This window comes from Arthrobacter sp. CAN_A214 (genome assembly GCF_015751955.1).
Lineage (GTDB): Bacteria > Actinomycetota > Actinomycetes > Actinomycetales > Micrococcaceae > Arthrobacter_D.
In genome coordinates, this window is sequence record NZ_JADOUU010000004.1 from 40,433 (window position 1) to 57,528 (window position 17,096).

Here is a 17,096-nt window from a genome sequence, read left to right on the forward strand (position 1 = left end):
TGGTCGTTCGGACCTAGAGGGCCGTTTCGATCGCCTCGGCAACCGGCGTCTCGCCGCTGTTGAACTGGAGGGTCTTGTCCACGGTGCCGAGATTTCCGAGCACGACGGCGGCAACGAGCGCCACGTCCTCGCGGGACACCGAATCCTGCTGGGGCTTGTCCGACACCTCGATCTGGCCGGTTCCCGGATCCGTGGTCAGCGCACCCGGTCCGAGGATGGTCCAGGCAAGCCTCGATTTGCGTAGATGCTCGTCAGCCGCGGCCTTGGACTCGGCATAGTGGAAGAACCCGGTGTCCCCGGGAACACCGTGATCCTTGCCAGCACCGAGGTAGGACACCATGACATACCTGCCCACGCTGGCTTCCTCGGCGGCATCCATGGAGCGGATCGCGGCATCGCGGTCCACCGCGTAGGTGGCCTCAGGGCTGCTGCCGCCGGCACCTGCGGACCAGACCACGGCGTCGTGCCCGCGGAACACATCGGCCATCTCGCTCACCGACAGCGTCGACACGTCGGCGACCACCGGCGTCGCGCCTGCGATCTCGACGTCGGACGAGTGGTCCGGATTCCGGAAGATCGAGCTGACCTGGTGGCCCTGGCCGGTGAGGATTTTCGTGAGGTGCAGGGCCACTTTTCCGTGGCCTCCGATAATCGCAACGCGCGACATGTGAACTCCATTCGTTGGCGTAATTCGTTGGCGTGTTGCTTCCGACGCTATCGCCCCGCGGAGGAGTATGCCACGGGTTCCGCGCCTGGCGAAGGCCTATTCCCGCCTTCCGTACGGGGTTTCGGCGGACTTCCGGCAGGACTTCCGGGCAGGGCTTCCGGCAGGACTTCCGGCAGAGACGGTCGCCGGTCCGCGGAAGTTGGGCAGTTGTGGCTGACCGCATGCTCCACCACCCATCAGGAATGGACGACCTACGCCCGACGAACCGCGCGACGGAGCGTCAGCGACGGGCGTGCTGGAGGCGGAAGCTGCTGCCACGGTGCTCGTCCGGGAGCCGGTCGCCCTTCCCGAACAGCTTGTTCCGCAGGGTGCCCTCCACGTACTCGGTGGGGTAGGCGCCGCGCTTCTGGAGTTCGGGCACCACGTACGTGATGACGTCCTCGAACGAGCCGGGCGTGATCGCGTAGGCAAGGTTGAACCCGTCGACGTCGGTTTCTTCCACCCACGACTGCAGCTCATCGGCAATCTGCGCGCCTGAGCCGACCACGCGCGGGCCGAGCCCGCCGATCCCCGCCCACTCGGCGATGTCGCGCACCGTCCAGGGAGCGCCGTCGTCGTTCACCTTCTGGAAATTCGCGACGGCGGAGTGAATGGCGTTGGACTTCACATTGCCGAGAGGCTCGTCGGGATCGTAGACGGACAGGTCGATCCCGAGCCAACCGGATACGAGCACGAGGGCGCCCTCGTAGCTCACGTACTTCTTGTAGTCCTCGTGCTTGGCGTGGGCCTTTTCCTCGGTCTCATCGGTGATCACCGTGAGCATGGTGTAGATGCGCACCGAGTATCGGTCGCGGCCGGCGGCCTCGGCGGCGTCACGGATCTTCGTGACGGCGTCCTTGAGGATGGCCTTGGTGGGCGCTCCCACGAACACCGCTTCGGCGTTGCCGGCCGCAAAGTCGATGCCCCTCGACGACGCCCCCGCCTGGTAGATGACGGGCGTGCGCTGCGGCGACGGCTCGCTGAGGTGGATTCCCGGCACGGTGAAGTATTTGCCGTCGTGCCCGATTTCATGCACTTTCGACGGGTCGGTGAAGATGCCGTTCTCCACATCCCGGACGACGGCGTCGTCTTCCCACGACCCTTCGAGCAGCTTGTAGAGCACTTCGAGGTACTCGTCGGCGTGGTTGTAGCGCTCGTCGTGCTCGAGCTGGTCCTCGTTGCCCATATTGCGGGCAGCCGAGGGGAGGTAGCCGGTGACGACATTCCAGCCAACCCGGCCGTTAGTGAGGTGATCGAGCGTCGAGAGCCGGCGCGCGAACGGATACGGATGCTCATAGGCGGTGCCCGCGGTGACGCCGAAGCCGAGGTGCTCGGTGACGAGTGCCATCGCGGACACCAGCAGGAACGGATCATTGACCGGAGTCTGGGTGCCCTGGCGCAGGGTGGCTTCATTGGAGCCGCCGAAGACGTCGTACGTGCCGAGCACGTCGGCGATGAAGAGTCCGTCGAAGAGGCCCTTCTCGAGGGTCTGTGCGAGGTCGGCCCAGTAGCGGAGGTCCTTGTACCGGTGCGACTGGTCGTCGGGGTGGCGCCACAGCCCCGGCGACTGGTGGCCCACGCAGTTCATGTCGAAGGCGTTGAAACGGATCTGGCGTGGCGCATTTGCGGGCATTGCACTCCTCGAACAACCGGGCACCGCCATTGAGGAAGCGCCATACTTGCCCGCGCGCATACCGCCGGGCCGAATCCTCACCTGGGGCACCCCACTACAGCGAGAGGGTTGCCGTCCAACGAACCAGGGTTTTGCGTTGGAACTCTTGATTCTTGGTTCCGACCCTAGACGACGCACGACGGCGGCGTCGAGGTGGCCGTGTCATACGGGGACATCTGCACGACGGCAGCGGAACCTGCGGAACGTGCGCACGGAAGAGGTTCCCACCTTTCGTGCGCACGGTCCGTTTCAGTCCTCGATCAGTGCGTGTCCTCCTTCGGGCAGCTGATGCTCGGATTCCACTGCGCGAACACTCCTGCCGGATTGTGCTTCCAGACCCATGCGTGGAGGCTGTGTCTGTACGGCGCCTGCGAATCCGCCGCTTCCGAATTGAAGGTGACTCCTCCGAGGACCGGTGCCTTCTTCGCGGTGGAAAGGAACTCCGCCGCAACGAGGCGATAGTACTCGTGGTTTCCGTACTTCACCGGCATATAGACCAGCGCTTCCGGTTTCGAGGCGTCGGTCTTCTTGTCGATCAGCTTGCTCTTCGCGTAGTGCACACCCATTGCGCCCACTCCGGGCAACTCGATGCAATCGGTGACGCGCTCATAGCCGTCCTTGATGGCCCGGTCCAGCCAGGTATAACGCGCGGTGGACCGAGCGATCTCGTACACCACTTCCTGGCTCGACGCGTGGTCCGATGAACCTGAATTGCCCGATGATCCCCCATGGGCGAAGGCTGCGCTCGGCGTGAGTCCCGCAGCGAAGACCGCCGTGAACACCATCGCCGTTATCTTGGTTCTTGTTCTGTTCATTGCCTGCTCCAACCCCGAATTACGAATACTCCCAGCGGGAAGAAGGCGCCGCAGCCAGGACCGAGAGGGTCCTGCCAGCACGTCGAGGGTTTCCGGGAACTGCCGCAGCCTGCGCTGGACGGCCATTATTCCGCGCTGTCTTTGCTACCTCTACCGTTCCTTCGTGCCCTCGCTTGGAAGCGCGCTCGTCAACGGCCGGTTGACACTGCAGTTTTCACCCTCTGGGGCTGCACGGTTGGACTCGTCCAGGAGGCCGACGTGGCGATCGGAGGACGCTCCCACGTGGTGGGGGCTTCAGGGTAGGCCTCCGCCAACAGAGAGGTCAATAGGTAATCCGACCCTCCTGTGCAGTAACGGCTACGCCACTACAGGAGACGCGAACTCCGTCACCTCCCTCAGGCACCGGGTGTGCCGTGGGAAGGGTGAAGAACCCCCGGCGATACGCCGGTATCCGGAGTTTCACCCACCGCACGCCCCAGCACGCGCGCAGCCGACTACGGCATCAGGCGCTGACAGAACTCTCGTTGTCGAGCAGCCGGCGCGCCGCTTTGCGGGTCTCATGGGTGGGGCCGTCCGGTACATGTGCCGGACGCCGGGAATCCAGCTCACGCCGAAGCTCGGGGAGGACGAATTCGCCGAACAGGTCCAGCTGCTCGAGGACGGTCTTGAGGGGCAGACCCGCATGGTCGATGAGGAAAAGCTGCCGCTGGTAGTCGCCGAAGTACTCCTGGAACGTCAGGGTCTTCTCGAGGACCTCCTGGGGGCTACCGACGCTCAGCGGGGTTTGCGCGGTGAAGTCCTCCATCGACGGTCCGTGTCCGTAGACCGGGGCGTTGTCGAAGTACGGCCGGAATTCGTTCACAGCGTCCTGCGAGTTCTTCCGCAGGAAGAACTGGCCACCCAGACCGACGACCGCCTGATCGGCCCTGCCGTGCCCGTAGTGCTCGTAGCGCTCGCGGTAGAGGGCGATGAGCTGCATGTAGTGCTCCTTGGGCCAGAAGATGTTGTTGGCGAAGAAACCGTCACCGAAGTAGGCCGCGATCTCGGCCACCTGCGGCGTGCGGATCGAGCCATGCCAGACGAAGGGTGCCACGCCGTCGAGCGGGCGAGGGGAGGCCGTGAAGTTCTGCAGCGGCGTGCGGTGCTTGCCCTGCCAGTTGACGACGTCGTTGTCCCACAGTTGCCGGAGCAGGTTGTAATTCTCCACTGTGAGGTCCACGCTGTCCTGCATATTCTTGCCGAACCACGGGTAGACAGGGGCAGTGTTTCCCCGGCCGAGGACGAGGTCCACGCGGCCATCGGCCAGGTGCTGGAGAGTGGCGAAGTCTTCGGCGATCTTCACCGGGTCATTCGTGGTGATCAGCGTGGTGGCGGTGGAAAGGATGATCCGCTCCGTCTGGGCAGCAATGTAGCCGAGGAGGGTGGTCGGGGAGCTGGCATAGAACGGCGGGTTGTGGTGCTCCCCCGTCGCGTAGACGTCCATGCCGATCTCCTCGACCTTCCTGGCGATGGCGACAGCCGCTCGAATGCGCTCATGCTCAGTGGGGATACGACCGGTGACCGGATCCCTGGTGATGTCGCTGACTGAGAATACGCCGATTTGCATAAGTGCCTCCATCGTTGATTACATGCTTTTGCATCTAATCCTGTAACAGCGCGCAGGCGGAAGTCATTCCCGCAGTCGTGCTGCTCCAGCCCATCGCCCACGCCCAGCTCCCGACTCCCGGCTCCCGGCTCCCGGCTCCCGGCTCCCGGCTCCCGGCGCGAGTGGACGTGGGTGATGCCGTCAGCATCGAGTACTTCGGGCGGCGGGTTCCCGCCACAGTCACGGCCGAACCGCTTGTGGACCCGGGCAGGACGCGGCTCCGCGGATAGGCTGCGCCTGTTCCGGCGGCCGGATGCGCGGACGACGTCGGCCCGGACGGCTTGTTCGCTAGTTGCCGAAGACGTCCGGGCGGGCTTGATCGCTAGTTGGCGAACAGGCCCGGACGGCTTGTTCGCTAGTTGCCGAAGACGTCCGGGCGGGCTTGATCGCTAGTTGGCGAAGACGTCCTGCAGCTTGTCCTGGGGGGTCCAGAGTGCCACGGAGTCGCCGCCGTTGTTCAGCACGGAGGCGGTAAGCCCGTTGTAGTAGGACCCGGCCGAATCGGTGCCCGGCCCGGTGTGGACGCGCAGCTCAGCGCCGGGGGCAAGGACATACCCGTTGCCGACGGTGAGCGTGTTGTTCGCTGCGTCCCGAATGAGATAACCGCTGACGTCGATGCTGCCATTACTGGTATTGCGCAGCAGCACGTACTCGCCGTTCTCCGGCTGGACATCGTCGCCGACAGGGTTGTTCACCGAGTCCGTAATCTCCACCCCACTACCGGGGAAAACCGGCGTGTCCCTGAGGAGGCGTGCATTCTGGATCGGGAAGTCGGTGGTGATCGCGTCGACGCCCAGGGCGAGTGAAACCTGCACGGCCTCGGGGGAATTGACCGTGTAGACGCCCAGCACCAGTCCGGCAGCCTTCACATCGGCAACGTTCTGTGCGCTCAGCACGCGGTAGTTGGTCCCTACTGAGTCAGCGAATTCCGTCCAGGATTCAAGTACTGCGGGACCTGGAACTACACCGGACAACTGCTGCAGCTCGATCTCGGGTGCCAACTGGGCGAACTTCCGGTTGGAGGCCTCATCGAAGCCCAGCACCTGGATCTTGTCCCCGGCAACCAACTGCTGCCACTTCGCATTCGTCCGCAGTTCATCAGCGACGAGCTGTTCGACACCGGGAGAATTGACCGGTGATTTGATCTCGATGTAGACACCGGTGTTGGCCGTGGCGACCTTGGCGGCGTCGTCCAGATGAGGGATGCGCTCGCCCTGGTACCGCTCGTCGAAGTAGGAGCCGGCGTCGAGTTGCTGCAGCTCGTTCCAGGTGAACGAGGTGATCGGGTTGTCCGCACGCTCCGGGAAGACCTCCTCCACGTTGGTGGTGCGTGCCGGGGTGTCGTCATGGAACAGGAACGGCACGCCGTCGGCGCTGAGCTGTACGTCGATCTCGAAGAAGTCGGCGCCGGACGTGCGGCCGTCCTCGAAGGCTGCCACCGTGTTCTCGGGCGCTGTGCCTGCAGCTCCGCGGTGACCGATGAGTATCGGGGCGCTGTCCTGTGCTCGAGTTTCAGGCTGCGCAACGGCCGCAGGGGCGACTATCAGCGACAGTCCCACTGCGGTGGTGGCGGACATTCCGGTCAGGGTTCGAGCTATACGAGATGCCATAGAAAGGTTCCCTTCGTTGGGGAGGATCGATGTTTCCCCCGCAACACACGGTTCCCCGCCGTGACATCCCGAGGGACAACTGCGGGTGAACGAGGGATGAAACAGCAGGAGCCGCAGCCGGGGAAGCCCGCGAACCCGGGAAGCTCGCAGGGCCGTAACCCGTCGATGAGGGCACTCTCCCGGTAACGGTCAGCTATCCTCGAAGCCATTGACTTGTCGACACCTAAGGACAGGAACGCCGTGACGCTTCCCGCACAGAATCAGACAACGGACCCGGAGCTACTGGCCGCCCTGCTCCAGGCCCGGCAAGGTACCGCTTTCTTCGCCGGTCAGCTCGATCGGCTCAATGACGCCGAACTCGACGGCGCCTCGCTGCTGCCGGGCTGGACCCGTCGGCACGTGGTGTCGCACGTCGCCTACAACGCCAGGGCGATTTCCCGTCTGGTCGCCTGGGCAGCCACCGGAGTGGAGACGCCCATGTACGCCTCCGTCGAGGTGCGCAACGACGAGATCGCCCACGGCGTGACCCTCGGCCCTGCTGCGTTGCGGAAGCTGTTCCGGGACTCGGCGGAGCAGCTCGATGCCGACTGGAACAACCTTCCCGCGGCATCCTGGCATTCCACCGTCCGTACCATTCAGGGCCGCGAGGTCCCAGCGACGGCGACTGTCTGGATGCGGAGCCGCGAACTGTGGGTGCACGCCGTCGACCTGAACAACGGTGCAGGCTTCGACGACCTTCCGGAGTCGGTGCTGGCTCGACTGCTGGAAGACATCACCGGCGCGTGGAGCGTACGTGGCGCTGACACAGGGCTTGCGATCGAGATCACCGACGACGAAGGCGGCACGGTCCGGCAGCTTCTCGGCAACGGACAACCGGAAGCCGGGGAGGGTCGCGGCGCCGGCGCAGACCGGGAGAACGACCAAGCGAATAGCGGGGCGACGGGAATTTCAGGCACGCTGGCTGCCGTCGCACAGTGGGCAAGCGGCCGCGGAACCTCCGGGGTAACGGCCCGCAAGTCGTCCGCCCAGGGCGCCGCTGCCCTGTCCGGCGTTGTCGCGGCGGAGGTTCCTGCGGCGCCCGCCTGGCTCTGATCCAGGGCACGCGCTAGAACTGGATACCCCGCGACAATCCGCCGTCCACCAGGATGTTGGCGCCCGTGGTGCGGCTCGAAAGAGGGCTCGAGACGAACACCACGGTATCCGCGATCTCCTTCGGGGTGCCCATCCGGTGCGTGGGATTGAGCCCCATCGCCATCGAGAAGAGTTCCGGGTTCCCCTTCTGGATGTTGTCCCAGGCGCCGCCCTCGTGGAAGGTGTTGCCGGGCGAGACGGTATTGGCGCGGATGCCCTTTTCGGCAAGCTGGAACGCCAGTCCGGCCAGGTACGCAACGAGTGCCGACTTCACCGTTCCGTAGGGCCCGGAGGCGAAGTCCACCTCACGCCCCGAAACGCTGGAGATCGCGACGATCGACGGCGCTGCGCTCTTCTCGAGATAGGGAAGTGCAGCTTTCACGAGACGGACTGTGCCCAGAAGGTCCACGCGCAGCGACACTTCCCAATTCTCCTCGGTGTCGGCGAATGCGAGTGCACTCACGTTGCTCACCACCATGTCGAGTCCGCCGAAGTCCGCCCCCACCGACTCCACCCAGCGGGTCACCGCGCCGCCGTCGCCCATGTCCACGGCACTTCCGGCGATCCGTACGCCACTTCCCGCGAGCGCGCCTTCGGTTTCGGCGATTTCGTCGGGATTTCGAGCACAGAAGGCAACGTTCGCGCCCTCTGCGGCGAAGGACTCCACGATGGCCCGCCCGATGCCCCGCGTGCCTCCGGTCACGAGCGCTGTTTTGCCCTTCAGCTGTAGATCCATGGCTCCTCTTTCATCAATGGGGTCAAATGAGCTGTGCGCCTCGTTGGCGCAGGTCCGCGTGCATGCCGCCGTAGGCATCGGCTTCCGGGAAGAGCTGCTTCGCGGCCTTCACCACCACGCTGTAGTTGGCGTCCACCGCGTTGGCGATCGGGGCGAGTGCGGTCTGGGTGAGCAGCTGGTAGGCGTCCAACTGGTGCAGCCCGAACAGTTCTCCGAACCAGCGCACCATCTCGAGCTGCCCGATCCGCCAGGAGTCCTCCATGGGACGCGATGATCCAACGGCCATCCACTGCGTGTCCGTCTCGAGGCGGGGCCACGCCGGAGCCCCGCCCTTGATGAGCTCAACGATGATGGTGGAGTTCATTGCACCTTCGACGGCGGTTCCGCAGGCCTCGCCTTCACCCTGCCGGTAGTGGCCGTCCCCGATCGAGAACAGCGCTCCCTCAACGTTGACGCCGAGGAACACGGTGGTGCCGGCCTTGACGTCGGGTGCATCCATGTTGCCGCCGAACCGCTCCGGCACCAGCGATGACCGCACCTCACCACCGGGCGGGGCAACGCCCACCGTGCCGAGCATCGGTTCGAGCGGGAGGGCCAGCTCGAAGTCCCCGAAGCGTGCCTGGAAACCGACGGTGTTCCTCGTTGTGTCCACGGTGTAGATCCACGTGGTGTCGGGCAACGGGTCCTGCAGGAACGCCGTGCGGTCGGTGCTGGTCAGGCCGCCGAAGAAGGGAATGGTGGCGGACGCGCCGTAGGACCGGGCTGGAGTCAGCTCCACGATGTGCAGCGCGAGGGTGTCCCCGGGCTCGGCCCCCTCGACGTAGAACGGGCCCGTCTGCGGATTGACGAACCGCAGGTCCACCTTCTCCGCGGACACGTCATCCACCGACGTCAGGGCATTGTTGAAGGCGTCCTCCGACCACAGCTTTAGGGCAGTTCCCGGCTTGATTCTCAGGACCGGCGCACTCCCGCCGAAGGTGTAGGCGAGCTGGTCGCGGCGCGGATGATATTCGATCGTCTCCATGAGGGGATGCTACGCAGGGCTGCAGTCCTTGACCACCCCCGCACCCCTCCCTAGCGTGGGAGTCATGAGCCACGCTGACATTCGCTTCTACTTCGACCCCGTATGCCCTTTTGCCTGGATGACCAGCAAGTGGGTGCGCATGGTCATGGCCGAGCGGGACTACGAGGTGGAGTGGCGGTTCATCTCACTTCGGCTCATCAACTCCTCCGTCGACTACGACGCCCGGTTCCCGCCGGGATATGAAGCCGGACATACCGCCGGCCTGAGGTTGCTGCGCGTTGCCGCCCAGGTCCGCGCCGATCACGGGCCGCAGGCGGTGAGCGAGCTGTATAGGCGTCTCGGCGCCCGTATCTTCGATACCGAGGAGGACACTTCAGCCGACACTGCTGCCCGGAGCCACCGCGGTACCCGCGAATTCGTGGCACCGGTTCTCGCCGAGGCAGGCCTTCCGGCGTCGTTGGCGGACGCCCTCGACGACACATCGCTCGACGTCGTCATCCAGGCCGAGACCGATGAAGCGCTTGCGCTCACCGGTAAGGACGTCGGCACGCCGATCATCCACTTCGAACCACCCGAGGGCATCGCGTTCTTCGGCCCCGTGATCAGCCGCTTGCCGGCCCTGGGTGAGGCCGGCGCGCTGTGGGACCACGTGGTGGGCCTGGCGAGCTTCCCCGGTTTCGCCGAGCTGAAGCGCAGCCTCCGTGAGCGCCCGCAGCTGCGCAGCTTCGGCGTCCCGGAGGACGCTGCCGGTCCGCAGGAGGACTGGCATGGCGGAAGCCGCCGCACCCAGAAGTAACCCGCGTCACATTCGGCAGCGACCCTGTCATAAAAGTCCCGGCGTACTTTTTCCATGCCCGGATCCCCCACCTGGTCGGGGTTCCTCTGAGGGGCCGGAAAAATTTCGACAACGAATTTACGCAAACGTAACAAATTGTATACAAAAAGGAGTAGGCTCCCCTGATTGTACGTAAAGCATTGAATCCCGACCCAGAGGAACACCATGTCCGAGCTTCTCCAGCACCCGTTCTCCCTGAAGACGCGTCACGTCCGCCGTAGTGCCCTCATCCCGGTCCTCGCCCTCGGCCTGGTTGTCGGCACCACCGCATGCCAGGCTCCACAGACCACCGCCGAAGCGCCCCAGGGAGACGACGTCGTCTCCGCTCCCATCGGCGATCAGACCATCGTGGAGGGCGGCGATCTTGTCATGGCCCTCTCCGCAGAACCCGATCGGCTCGACCCGACCACGTCGTCGTCGCTGTACACGCGCTATGTCATGCAGACCATGTGCCAGAAGCTCTACGACATCGACGAGAACGGCGAGATCGTCCCGCAACTCGCCACCGACCTTCCCGAGATCTCGGAGGACGGCCTGACCGTCAGCATTCCGGTCCGTGACGATGCGGTCTTCGCCGACGGAACCCCCTTCAACGCCGAGGCAGTAGCCCAGACCATCGAGCGTGGCCTGACCCTTGAGGGATCGTCGCGCAAGAGCGAACTCGGCCCCATCGAAAGCATCACCGCCGTCGATGCCACCACGGTAGAGGTGACCTACGCGGAGCCGTTCGCACCGCTGACCGCCGCACTCGCCGACCGCGCCGGCATGATCCTCTCGCCGGCGGCCCTCGCCGCGAACGGTGAAGCGTTCGGTGACAGCCCCGTCTGCGTGGGCCCGTTCAAGTTCGTGGAGCGGATCCCCCAGACCTCCATCACGGTGGAGCGCGATCCGCTCTACTACGACGCCGAGAACGTCCACCTGGACAGCATCACCTACCGCATCATCACCGACTCCAACATCCGCGCAGCGAACCTCCGCTCGGGCGATGTCCAGGTGGCCGACACCATCTCCACCCAGGACGTGGACGAACTCATGAACGAGGACGGCATCGGCATCCTGCAGGGCGCCTCGCTCGGCTACCAGGGAATCACGATCAACGTCGGCAACACCGACGGCGTCGGAGCGCCTCCCGGTGTCATCGACACGCCGATCGCCACCGATCCCACCATCCGCCGGGCCCTGTCCATGTCGATCGACCGCGAGTCCCTCGTGCAATCGGTATTCGGCGGCTACAACCAGACGGCCTGCTCCCCGATCTCCCCGGCCAGCCCCTTCAGCAGCGATGCCAGCGAGGCCTGCCCCGAGTACGACCCCGAGGCAGCCATGGCTCTCCTGGAGGAGGCCGGCGTCGAGATGCCGTACAAGATCCAGATGCAGGTCAGCAACAACCCCGACACCATCCGGTTCGCCCAGGCACTGCAGGCGTCCGTCACGGAGGGCGGCTTCGAAATCGAGATCCTGCCCGTCGAATACTCCACCCTGCTCGACGTCCAGGACCGCGGTGACTACGAGATCCTCCAGCTCGGCTGGTCAGGCCGCGTCGACCCGCACGGCAACATGTACAACTTCCTCTCCACCGGTGGCGGCGCCAACTACTCCGGCTACAGCAACCCCGAGGTCGATGAACTGCTGACCCAGGCCGCGCAGTCCAACGACATCGAGGAGCGCTCAGAACTGTACGGCCAGGCTGTCACCCAGGTGCAGGAAGACAACCCCATCATCTACCTCTACCGCGTCCGCAGCCTCACCGGTTACTCCACCGACATCGCCGGCGTCGAAACCTTCGCCGACGGCGTGGTCCACCTCAGCAACGCGGCATTCGTCGAAGCCGAGTAAGCAGCCACAATGCTCAACTACCTCGTCACTCGCCTGTGGCAGTCAGTCGTCACGCTCATCCTTGCATCCATAGTGGTGTTCCTCGGAGTGCGCCAGCTCCCCGGCGACCCTGCGCTTGCGATGGCGGGGGAAGAAGCAACACCGGAGCGGATCGAAGCGATCCGCGAGCAGCTCGGACTCAACGAATCACTCATCACCCAGTACCTGAAGTTCGTGGGCAACATGCTGCGCGGGGACTTCGGCCAGTCGACGCGGACGGGTGCGCAGGTGACCGACCTCGTCGCCGCCACGCTGCCCGTCACGCTGTGGCTGTCGGCATATGCAATCGTGGTCGCCGTCGTCGTCGGGGTGTTGCTCGGCATCATCGCCGAACGGTTCCGGGGGCGCTGGCCCGAATGGATGGCGAACGCGCTTGCGCTGATCGGGCTGTCGGTGCCGAACTTCTGGCTCGGCATCCTCGCCATCCTCTACCTCGCGGTGGCGTTCGGGCTGTTCCCGGCCTCGGGCTACGTTCCGATCTCCGAGAATCCGATCCAGGGCTTCTACCACCTGACGCTGCCGGCGATCATCCTCGGCACGTCGCTGGCCGCGGTGATCATGCGGCAGACGCGGGCGTCGATGATCGAGACCATGAAGACGGACTTCGTGAGGACGGCTCGGGCCAAGGGCCTGAGCCGTCAACGGGTCCTCGTCCGCTACGGGCTTCGGAACTCGCTGATCGTCGTGGTCACGATCATCGGCCTGCAGCTCGGCGGGCTCATCTCGGGCGCCGTGGTGACCGAGCGGATCTTCGCCCTTCCCGGTTTCGGCAAGCTCACGCTCGACGCCGTCTTCACCCGCGACTACCCCGTCATCCAGGCCGTGGTGCTGCTCATCACCGTGGGCTACATCCTGATCAACCTCGCCGTGGACATCCTGTACTCGGTCATTAATCCGCGGATCCGCGTGGGAGGAAAAAGCTGATGACCGTCGTCGAAGTACGTAACCCCGGACTCGGTTCGGCTCGTGGCCGCGTCTGGCGTTCACTGCTGAAAAGCCCGCTCGGGCTCACCGGCGGCATCATGCTCGCCATCGTCGTCGTCCTCGGGCTCCTCGCACCGCTGATCGCTCCCTACGGGCCGGCGGAGGTGCACTTCGACGCTCCGTTCCAGCAGCCCGGAACCGTCGGGTACATCCTCGGCACCGATGACCTGGGGCGGGACATCTTCTCGCGCATGCTCTTCGGCATCCGGGTCTCGCTGCAGGTCGGCATCCTCTCGGTGCTGCTCGCCGTCGTCGTCGGAACCCCGCTGGGGCTCCTCGCCGGGTACTGGCGGGGGCTCGACGGCATCATCTCGCGCCTCACCGACGTGACGCTCGCGTTCCCGTTCCTCATCATCGCCGTCGGGCTCTCCGCCATCAGCGGCCCGAGCCTCACCAACGCAGCCATCGCGCTGGGAATCGCCCAGATCCCCACGATGATCCGCGTGGTGCGCGGCGAGACGCTGCGGATCAAGGAGACGGACTTCGTGCTCGGCGCGAAGACCATGGACGCCTCCGGCGTCCGCATCATCTTCTCCCACGTCCTGCCGAACGCGGTGTCCGCGATCATCGTGCAGGCCACGGTGATCATGCCGGTCGCGGTGATCGGCGAGGCACTGCTCTCCTTCCTCGGGCTCGGTATCCAGCCTCCGACTCCGAGCCTCGGGATCATGCTCTCGGACGCCCAGCAGTACATCTCACGGGCGCCCACCGCGGCCATCTTCCCGGGCCTGGCGATCGTGCTCATCTGCCTCGGGTTCAACCTCTTCGGCGATGCACTGCGCGATGCCCTCGATCCCACGAACTCCAGCCGAAAGTGACCCAGTGACTCTTCCCACCGCCGACGCGCCGGCTCCCCTGCTGTCAGTGCGCGGGCTCGAAGTGACCTTCGGAGACAATGCCGAACCCGTGCTGCATGACGTGAGTTTCGACATCCGCCCGGGTGAGCGGGTAGCCATCGTGGGCCAATCCGGCTCCGGCAAATCGACCATCATCGGCTCGATCCTCCGGTTGCTGCCGGGCGACGGGCACATCACGAACGGATCGATCCTGCTCGGCAACGATGATCTCGCCACCGCCTCCGAACAGCACATGCGCGGTGTGCGCGGGCGGCGCATCGGCCTGGTGCCGCAGGATCCGGCATCCAACCTGAATCCCTCCATGCGCGTCGGTGCGCAGATCGCCGATGCGCTGGCGGCGAGCGGGCACCGCAACGGTGCCGACGTCGAGAAGCGCGTGGTGGAGCTCATGACCGAGGCCGGCATTCCGGAGGCGAAGCGTCGGGCCAAGCAGTACCCGCACGAATTCTCCGGCGGCATGCGCCAGCGCGTGCTCATCGCGATCGCACTCTCGCGCCAACCGGAACTGCTGATCGCCGATGAGCCCACCTCGGCCCTCGACGTGACGGTCCAGCGGCAGATCCTCAACCACCTGCAGACCCTGGTGGACGCGCACGGAACGTCCCTACTGTTCATCACCCACGACCTCGGGGTCGCAGCGGACCGCACCGACCGCATCATCGTCATGTCGGAGGGCCGGATCGTGGAGGTGGGAACACCCGCGGAGATCCTGCTCAATCCGCAGGAGGACTACACCAAGCGACTCGTCGCGGCGGCGCCGACAGCGGTGGCGGAAGTCCGGGTAGCCGCGGGCAGTTCCACGGTGAAGACGGGCCCCATCCTCGAAGTCTCGCACCTCGTCAAGGAGTTCAAGATCCGGGGCCAGCGCGGGAGTATCCTGCGCGCGGTCGATGACGTCTCCTTCTCGGTGGAACGGGGAACGACGACGGCGATCGTGGGCGAGTCGGGTTCGGGAAAGACGACGGTGGCGAGGATCATCCTCGGGCTGGAGTCGGCGACGTCGGGCACTGCCCTGGTCGATGGCGAGGGTATCACCGCGAGCCGCGGGCAGCAGCGGCGCGCCCTGCGGCGCAGGGTTCAGCCCGTCTTCCAGGACCCGTACGGATCCCTCGATCCCACCTACAGCATCGAGAAGCTGATCGATGAGCCGCTGCGCATCTTCAAGGTGGGAGACCGCCGCAGCCGGCAGGACCGCGTGGCCGAACTGCTCGACCAGGTGGCACTGCCGCGAACCGTGGCCCAGCGCCGCCCGAATGAACTTTCGGGCGGGCAACGGCAGCGCGTGGCGATCGCCCGCGCCCTCGCCCTGGAGCCGGAGCTGCTGATCTGCGACGAGGCGGTGTCAGCGCTCGACGTCCTGGTGCAGGAGCAGATCCTCACCCTGCTGGCGGATCTCCAGTCGAACCTCGGGCTCAGCTACCTCTTCATCACGCACGACCTCGCGGTGGTCCGCCAGATCGCCCACAACGTGGTGGTGATGAAGAGCGGCAAGGTCATGGAGGAGGGGTCCACCGACGCAGTGTTCCGCTCGCCGTCGTCCGGGTACACGCGTGAGTTGCTCAGCGCGATCCCCGGCGCCTCGCTGGTGAGCTGAGAGTTGCTCAGGCCCTCCCCTTCAGGATCAGGTACCAGTAGACCCGGGGCAGGAGGACGCGGTCCGCGAACCAGGTGAGCCGCCGCTCCTTCGCCAGCCCCTTCCATAGGGGGATCGTCGGCTTGGGACGGTAGAGGTCGTCGAACTCCGAGAACACCACTGTTCGGCGGGACACCGTGAAGGGGCACGCCGAGTAGGAGTTGTACTTCTTTCCCGGCTTCCTACCCTTCCGCACGGACACCAGGTTCCGCGCCAGCACGGCGGTCTGCATGCGCAGCGCAGCGCCGGACTTCGAGTTCTTGGTGCCCGCGGCATCGCCCAGGGACCACACGTTCCCATAGCGCGCGTGCCGGAGCGTTTCCGGATCCACCTCGACGAACCCGCCGGCGTCGCCCCGATCCGGGAGGGTCGTCGCCTTCAGCCAGTCCGGCGCCGATTGCGGCGGAACTGCGTGCAGCACGTCGTAGGAGATACTCTCCGTTTCCCCGGTGAGTCTGCTGCGGACGACGGCGGTGCGGGCACCGGCGTCGACCCCGGCAAGCTCGCTGCTGCAGCGCAGTTCAATACCGTACTCGGCAATCTTGCGGTTCAGTTCCGCGTCGACGAGCGGCATGCCGAAGATGGTGGGCGTCGGGACCACCAGCACCACCCGGATGTCCCCGAGGACGCCCTGTTCGCGCCAGTAGTCGCAGGCCAGGTACATCGGTTTCTGGGACGCACCCGCGCAGGTCGCCGGGCCGGCGGGCTGGGTGAACACCACGGTGCCCTTCCTCAGCTTCCGCAGCAGGTCCCAGGCCTTCGGTGCGAGCTCGAACTCGTAGTTCGACGCCCCGGACGGCGAGGCCATCGCGTCGACGAGTCCCGGCACCGCGTCCCAGTCCTTCTGGATTCCCGGACACACCACGAGGTGCCCGTAGGTGGCCCGGGCGCCCGAGGCAAGCAGCACAGTGTTGGCGTCGGTGTCGATTCCCGTAGCGGCGTCGCGGATCCACCGGACTCCCTTCGGCATCACCTCCGCCTGCGGCCGGGTGGCCATGTCCGCCGGGGCGGTACCGCCGGCGATATGTGAGAAGAGCGGCTGGTATCGGTGATGATCGCGCGGCTCGACGACGGCGACGTCCCGAACGCCGTAGCGCCGCAGCCGCGCTGCCAGCGAAATGCCGGCATTGCCGCCGCCGATCAGGACGACGTCGTAATGGGTGCCGGCAGGAGGGGAAGTCGTCATGGCTCGACCCTACCGCTCGACCGGCTCACCCATCAGCCTGCTTCCAGGCGGGTCAGGCGGTACAGGGCCTACGCGCGTCCCTGCGCGATGCGGCAGGACTCCCCGATCAGCTCGGCCAACTCGTCGGGCTGGATCCGGGCGAGGCGAACCAGTACGAGGTTCGGCGACCGCTCATGGTGGGGCGTGATGTAGTACGTTCCGGGATCGCTTCCGAGCAGGGCGTCCCGTTCACCGGTCTTCACGGTGACGACGCCGTCCTCCCAAATCCGTGCCACCAGCGTTCCCGCGAACCACGCGGGCTGATTCCAGCTGAGGCGTTCGCTCACGCCGGACAGTGCGAGGCAGATCTTCCGGACGTCGTCCTCAGTCGCCATGGGGGAAGGGCCT

General features: G+C 65.6%; 16 protein-coding genes and 1 riboswitch. Of the genes, 7 read left to right on the forward strand and 9 right to left on the reverse strand.

From position 1 onward, the window contains the following. Positions 1–13: 13 nt before the first annotated feature. From IWX65_RS05295 to IWX65_RS05310, 4 genes are all read right to left on the reverse strand, one after another. Entirely contained in the window at positions 14–667 is a 654-nt protein-coding gene (locus IWX65_RS05295; RefSeq protein WP_196881407.1) for an SDR family oxidoreductase, read from the reverse strand. A gap of 280 nt (positions 668–947) precedes the next feature. Next, the gene (locus tag IWX65_RS05300) at positions 948–2,339 is read right to left on the reverse strand and encodes an LLM class flavin-dependent oxidoreductase (protein WP_196881408.1); all 1,392 of its coding nucleotides are present in this window, start codon (positions 2,337–2,339) and stop codon (positions 948–950) included. Between the two features lie 37 nt (positions 2,340–2,376). Continuing rightward, a riboswitch (SAM riboswitch) is annotated at positions 2,377–2,490 on the reverse strand. A gap of 148 nt (positions 2,491–2,638) precedes the next feature. Continuing rightward, positions 2,639–3,193: a hypothetical protein gene (locus tag IWX65_RS05305; RefSeq protein ID WP_196881409.1), complete on the reverse strand. Its 555-nt coding sequence runs from the start codon at positions 3,191–3,193 to the stop codon at positions 2,639–2,641. A 502-nt stretch (positions 3,194–3,695) separates the two neighbouring features. Beyond that, positions 3,696–4,799, reverse strand: coding sequence for an LLM class flavin-dependent oxidoreductase (locus IWX65_RS05310; RefSeq protein WP_196881410.1), 1,104 nt, complete (start codon positions 4,797–4,799; stop codon positions 3,696–3,698). Between the two features lie 77 nt (positions 4,800–4,876). Here IWX65_RS05310 and IWX65_RS05315 point away from each other — a divergent pair, with 77 nt between their 5' ends. Further along, the gene (locus IWX65_RS05315; protein ID WP_196881411.1) at positions 4,877–5,068 is read left to right on the forward strand and encodes a hypothetical protein; all 192 of its coding nucleotides are present in this window, start codon (positions 4,877–4,879) and stop codon (positions 5,066–5,068) included. Positions 5,069–5,227: 159 nt separating this feature from the next. Here IWX65_RS05315 and IWX65_RS05320 read toward each other — a convergent pair whose 3' ends face one another. Beyond that, positions 5,228–6,448, reverse strand: a complete 1,221-nt coding sequence (locus IWX65_RS05320) for a glycerophosphodiester phosphodiesterase family protein (RefSeq protein ID WP_196881412.1) — start codon at positions 6,446–6,448, stop codon at positions 5,228–5,230. A gap of 240 nt (positions 6,449–6,688) precedes the next feature. Between IWX65_RS05320 and IWX65_RS05325 the strand changes: the two genes are divergently transcribed. Then, positions 6,689–7,540 (forward strand): maleylpyruvate isomerase family mycothiol-dependent enzyme, encoded by an 852-nt coding sequence (locus tag IWX65_RS05325; protein WP_196881413.1) that lies wholly within the window; start codon positions 6,689–6,691, stop codon positions 7,538–7,540. A gap of 13 nt (positions 7,541–7,553) precedes the next feature. Here the strand turns inward: IWX65_RS05325 and IWX65_RS05330 are convergent, their stop codons facing one another. Together IWX65_RS05330 and IWX65_RS05335 are read right to left on the reverse strand one after the other, a co-directional pair. Further along, positions 7,554–8,315: an SDR family NAD(P)-dependent oxidoreductase gene (locus tag IWX65_RS05330; protein ID WP_196881414.1), complete on the reverse strand. Its 762-nt coding sequence runs from the start codon at positions 8,313–8,315 to the stop codon at positions 7,554–7,556. 22 nt (positions 8,316–8,337) lie between these two features. Further along, on the reverse strand, positions 8,338–9,339 hold the full coding sequence (locus IWX65_RS05335) for an acetamidase/formamidase family protein (protein ID WP_196881415.1): 1,002 nt from the start codon (positions 9,337–9,339) through the stop codon (positions 8,338–8,340). 64 nt (positions 9,340–9,403) lie between these two features. On the opposite strand from IWX65_RS05335, the gene IWX65_RS05340 reads away from it, so the two are divergent. The 5 genes from IWX65_RS05340 (at position 9,404) to IWX65_RS05360 (ending at position 15,484) form a co-directional block, all read left to right on the forward strand. Further along, on the forward strand, positions 9,404–10,135 hold the full coding sequence (locus IWX65_RS05340; RefSeq protein WP_196881416.1) for a mycothiol-dependent nitroreductase Rv2466c family protein: 732 nt from the start codon (positions 9,404–9,406) through the stop codon (positions 10,133–10,135). Positions 10,136–10,339: 204 nt separating this feature from the next. Next, positions 10,340–12,010 carry an ABC transporter substrate-binding protein gene (locus tag IWX65_RS05345; RefSeq protein ID WP_196881417.1) on the forward strand — a complete coding sequence of 557 codons (1,671 nt, stop codon included), beginning with the start codon at positions 10,340–10,342 and terminating at the stop codon, positions 12,008–12,010. 9 nt (positions 12,011–12,019) lie between these two features. After that, entirely contained in the window at positions 12,020–12,973 is a 954-nt protein-coding gene (locus IWX65_RS05350; RefSeq protein WP_196881418.1) for an ABC transporter permease, read from the forward strand. Next, positions 12,973–13,851, forward strand: a complete 879-nt coding sequence (locus IWX65_RS05355; protein WP_196881419.1) for an ABC transporter permease — start codon at positions 12,973–12,975, stop codon at positions 13,849–13,851. Before IWX65_RS05350 ends, IWX65_RS05355 begins: the two co-directional genes overlap by 1 nt. Beyond that, on the forward strand, positions 13,817–15,484 hold the full coding sequence (locus IWX65_RS05360) for an ABC transporter ATP-binding protein (RefSeq protein WP_196881420.1): 1,668 nt from the start codon (positions 13,817–13,819) through the stop codon (positions 15,482–15,484). The genes IWX65_RS05355 and IWX65_RS05360 overlap by 35 nt, the downstream gene beginning before the upstream one ends. Positions 15,485–15,491: 7 nt before the next feature. On the opposite strand, the gene IWX65_RS05365 is transcribed toward IWX65_RS05360, so the two are convergent. Together IWX65_RS05365 and IWX65_RS05370 are read right to left on the reverse strand one after the other, a co-directional pair. Further along, positions 15,492–16,709 (reverse strand): NAD(P)/FAD-dependent oxidoreductase, encoded by a 1,218-nt coding sequence (locus tag IWX65_RS05365; RefSeq protein WP_196881421.1) that lies wholly within the window; start codon positions 16,707–16,709, stop codon positions 15,492–15,494. Between the two features lie 68 nt (positions 16,710–16,777). Then, entirely contained in the window at positions 16,778–17,083 is a 306-nt protein-coding gene (locus IWX65_RS05370; RefSeq protein WP_196881422.1) for an MmcQ/YjbR family DNA-binding protein, read from the reverse strand. Between the last annotated feature and the right edge of the window lie 13 nt (positions 17,084–17,096).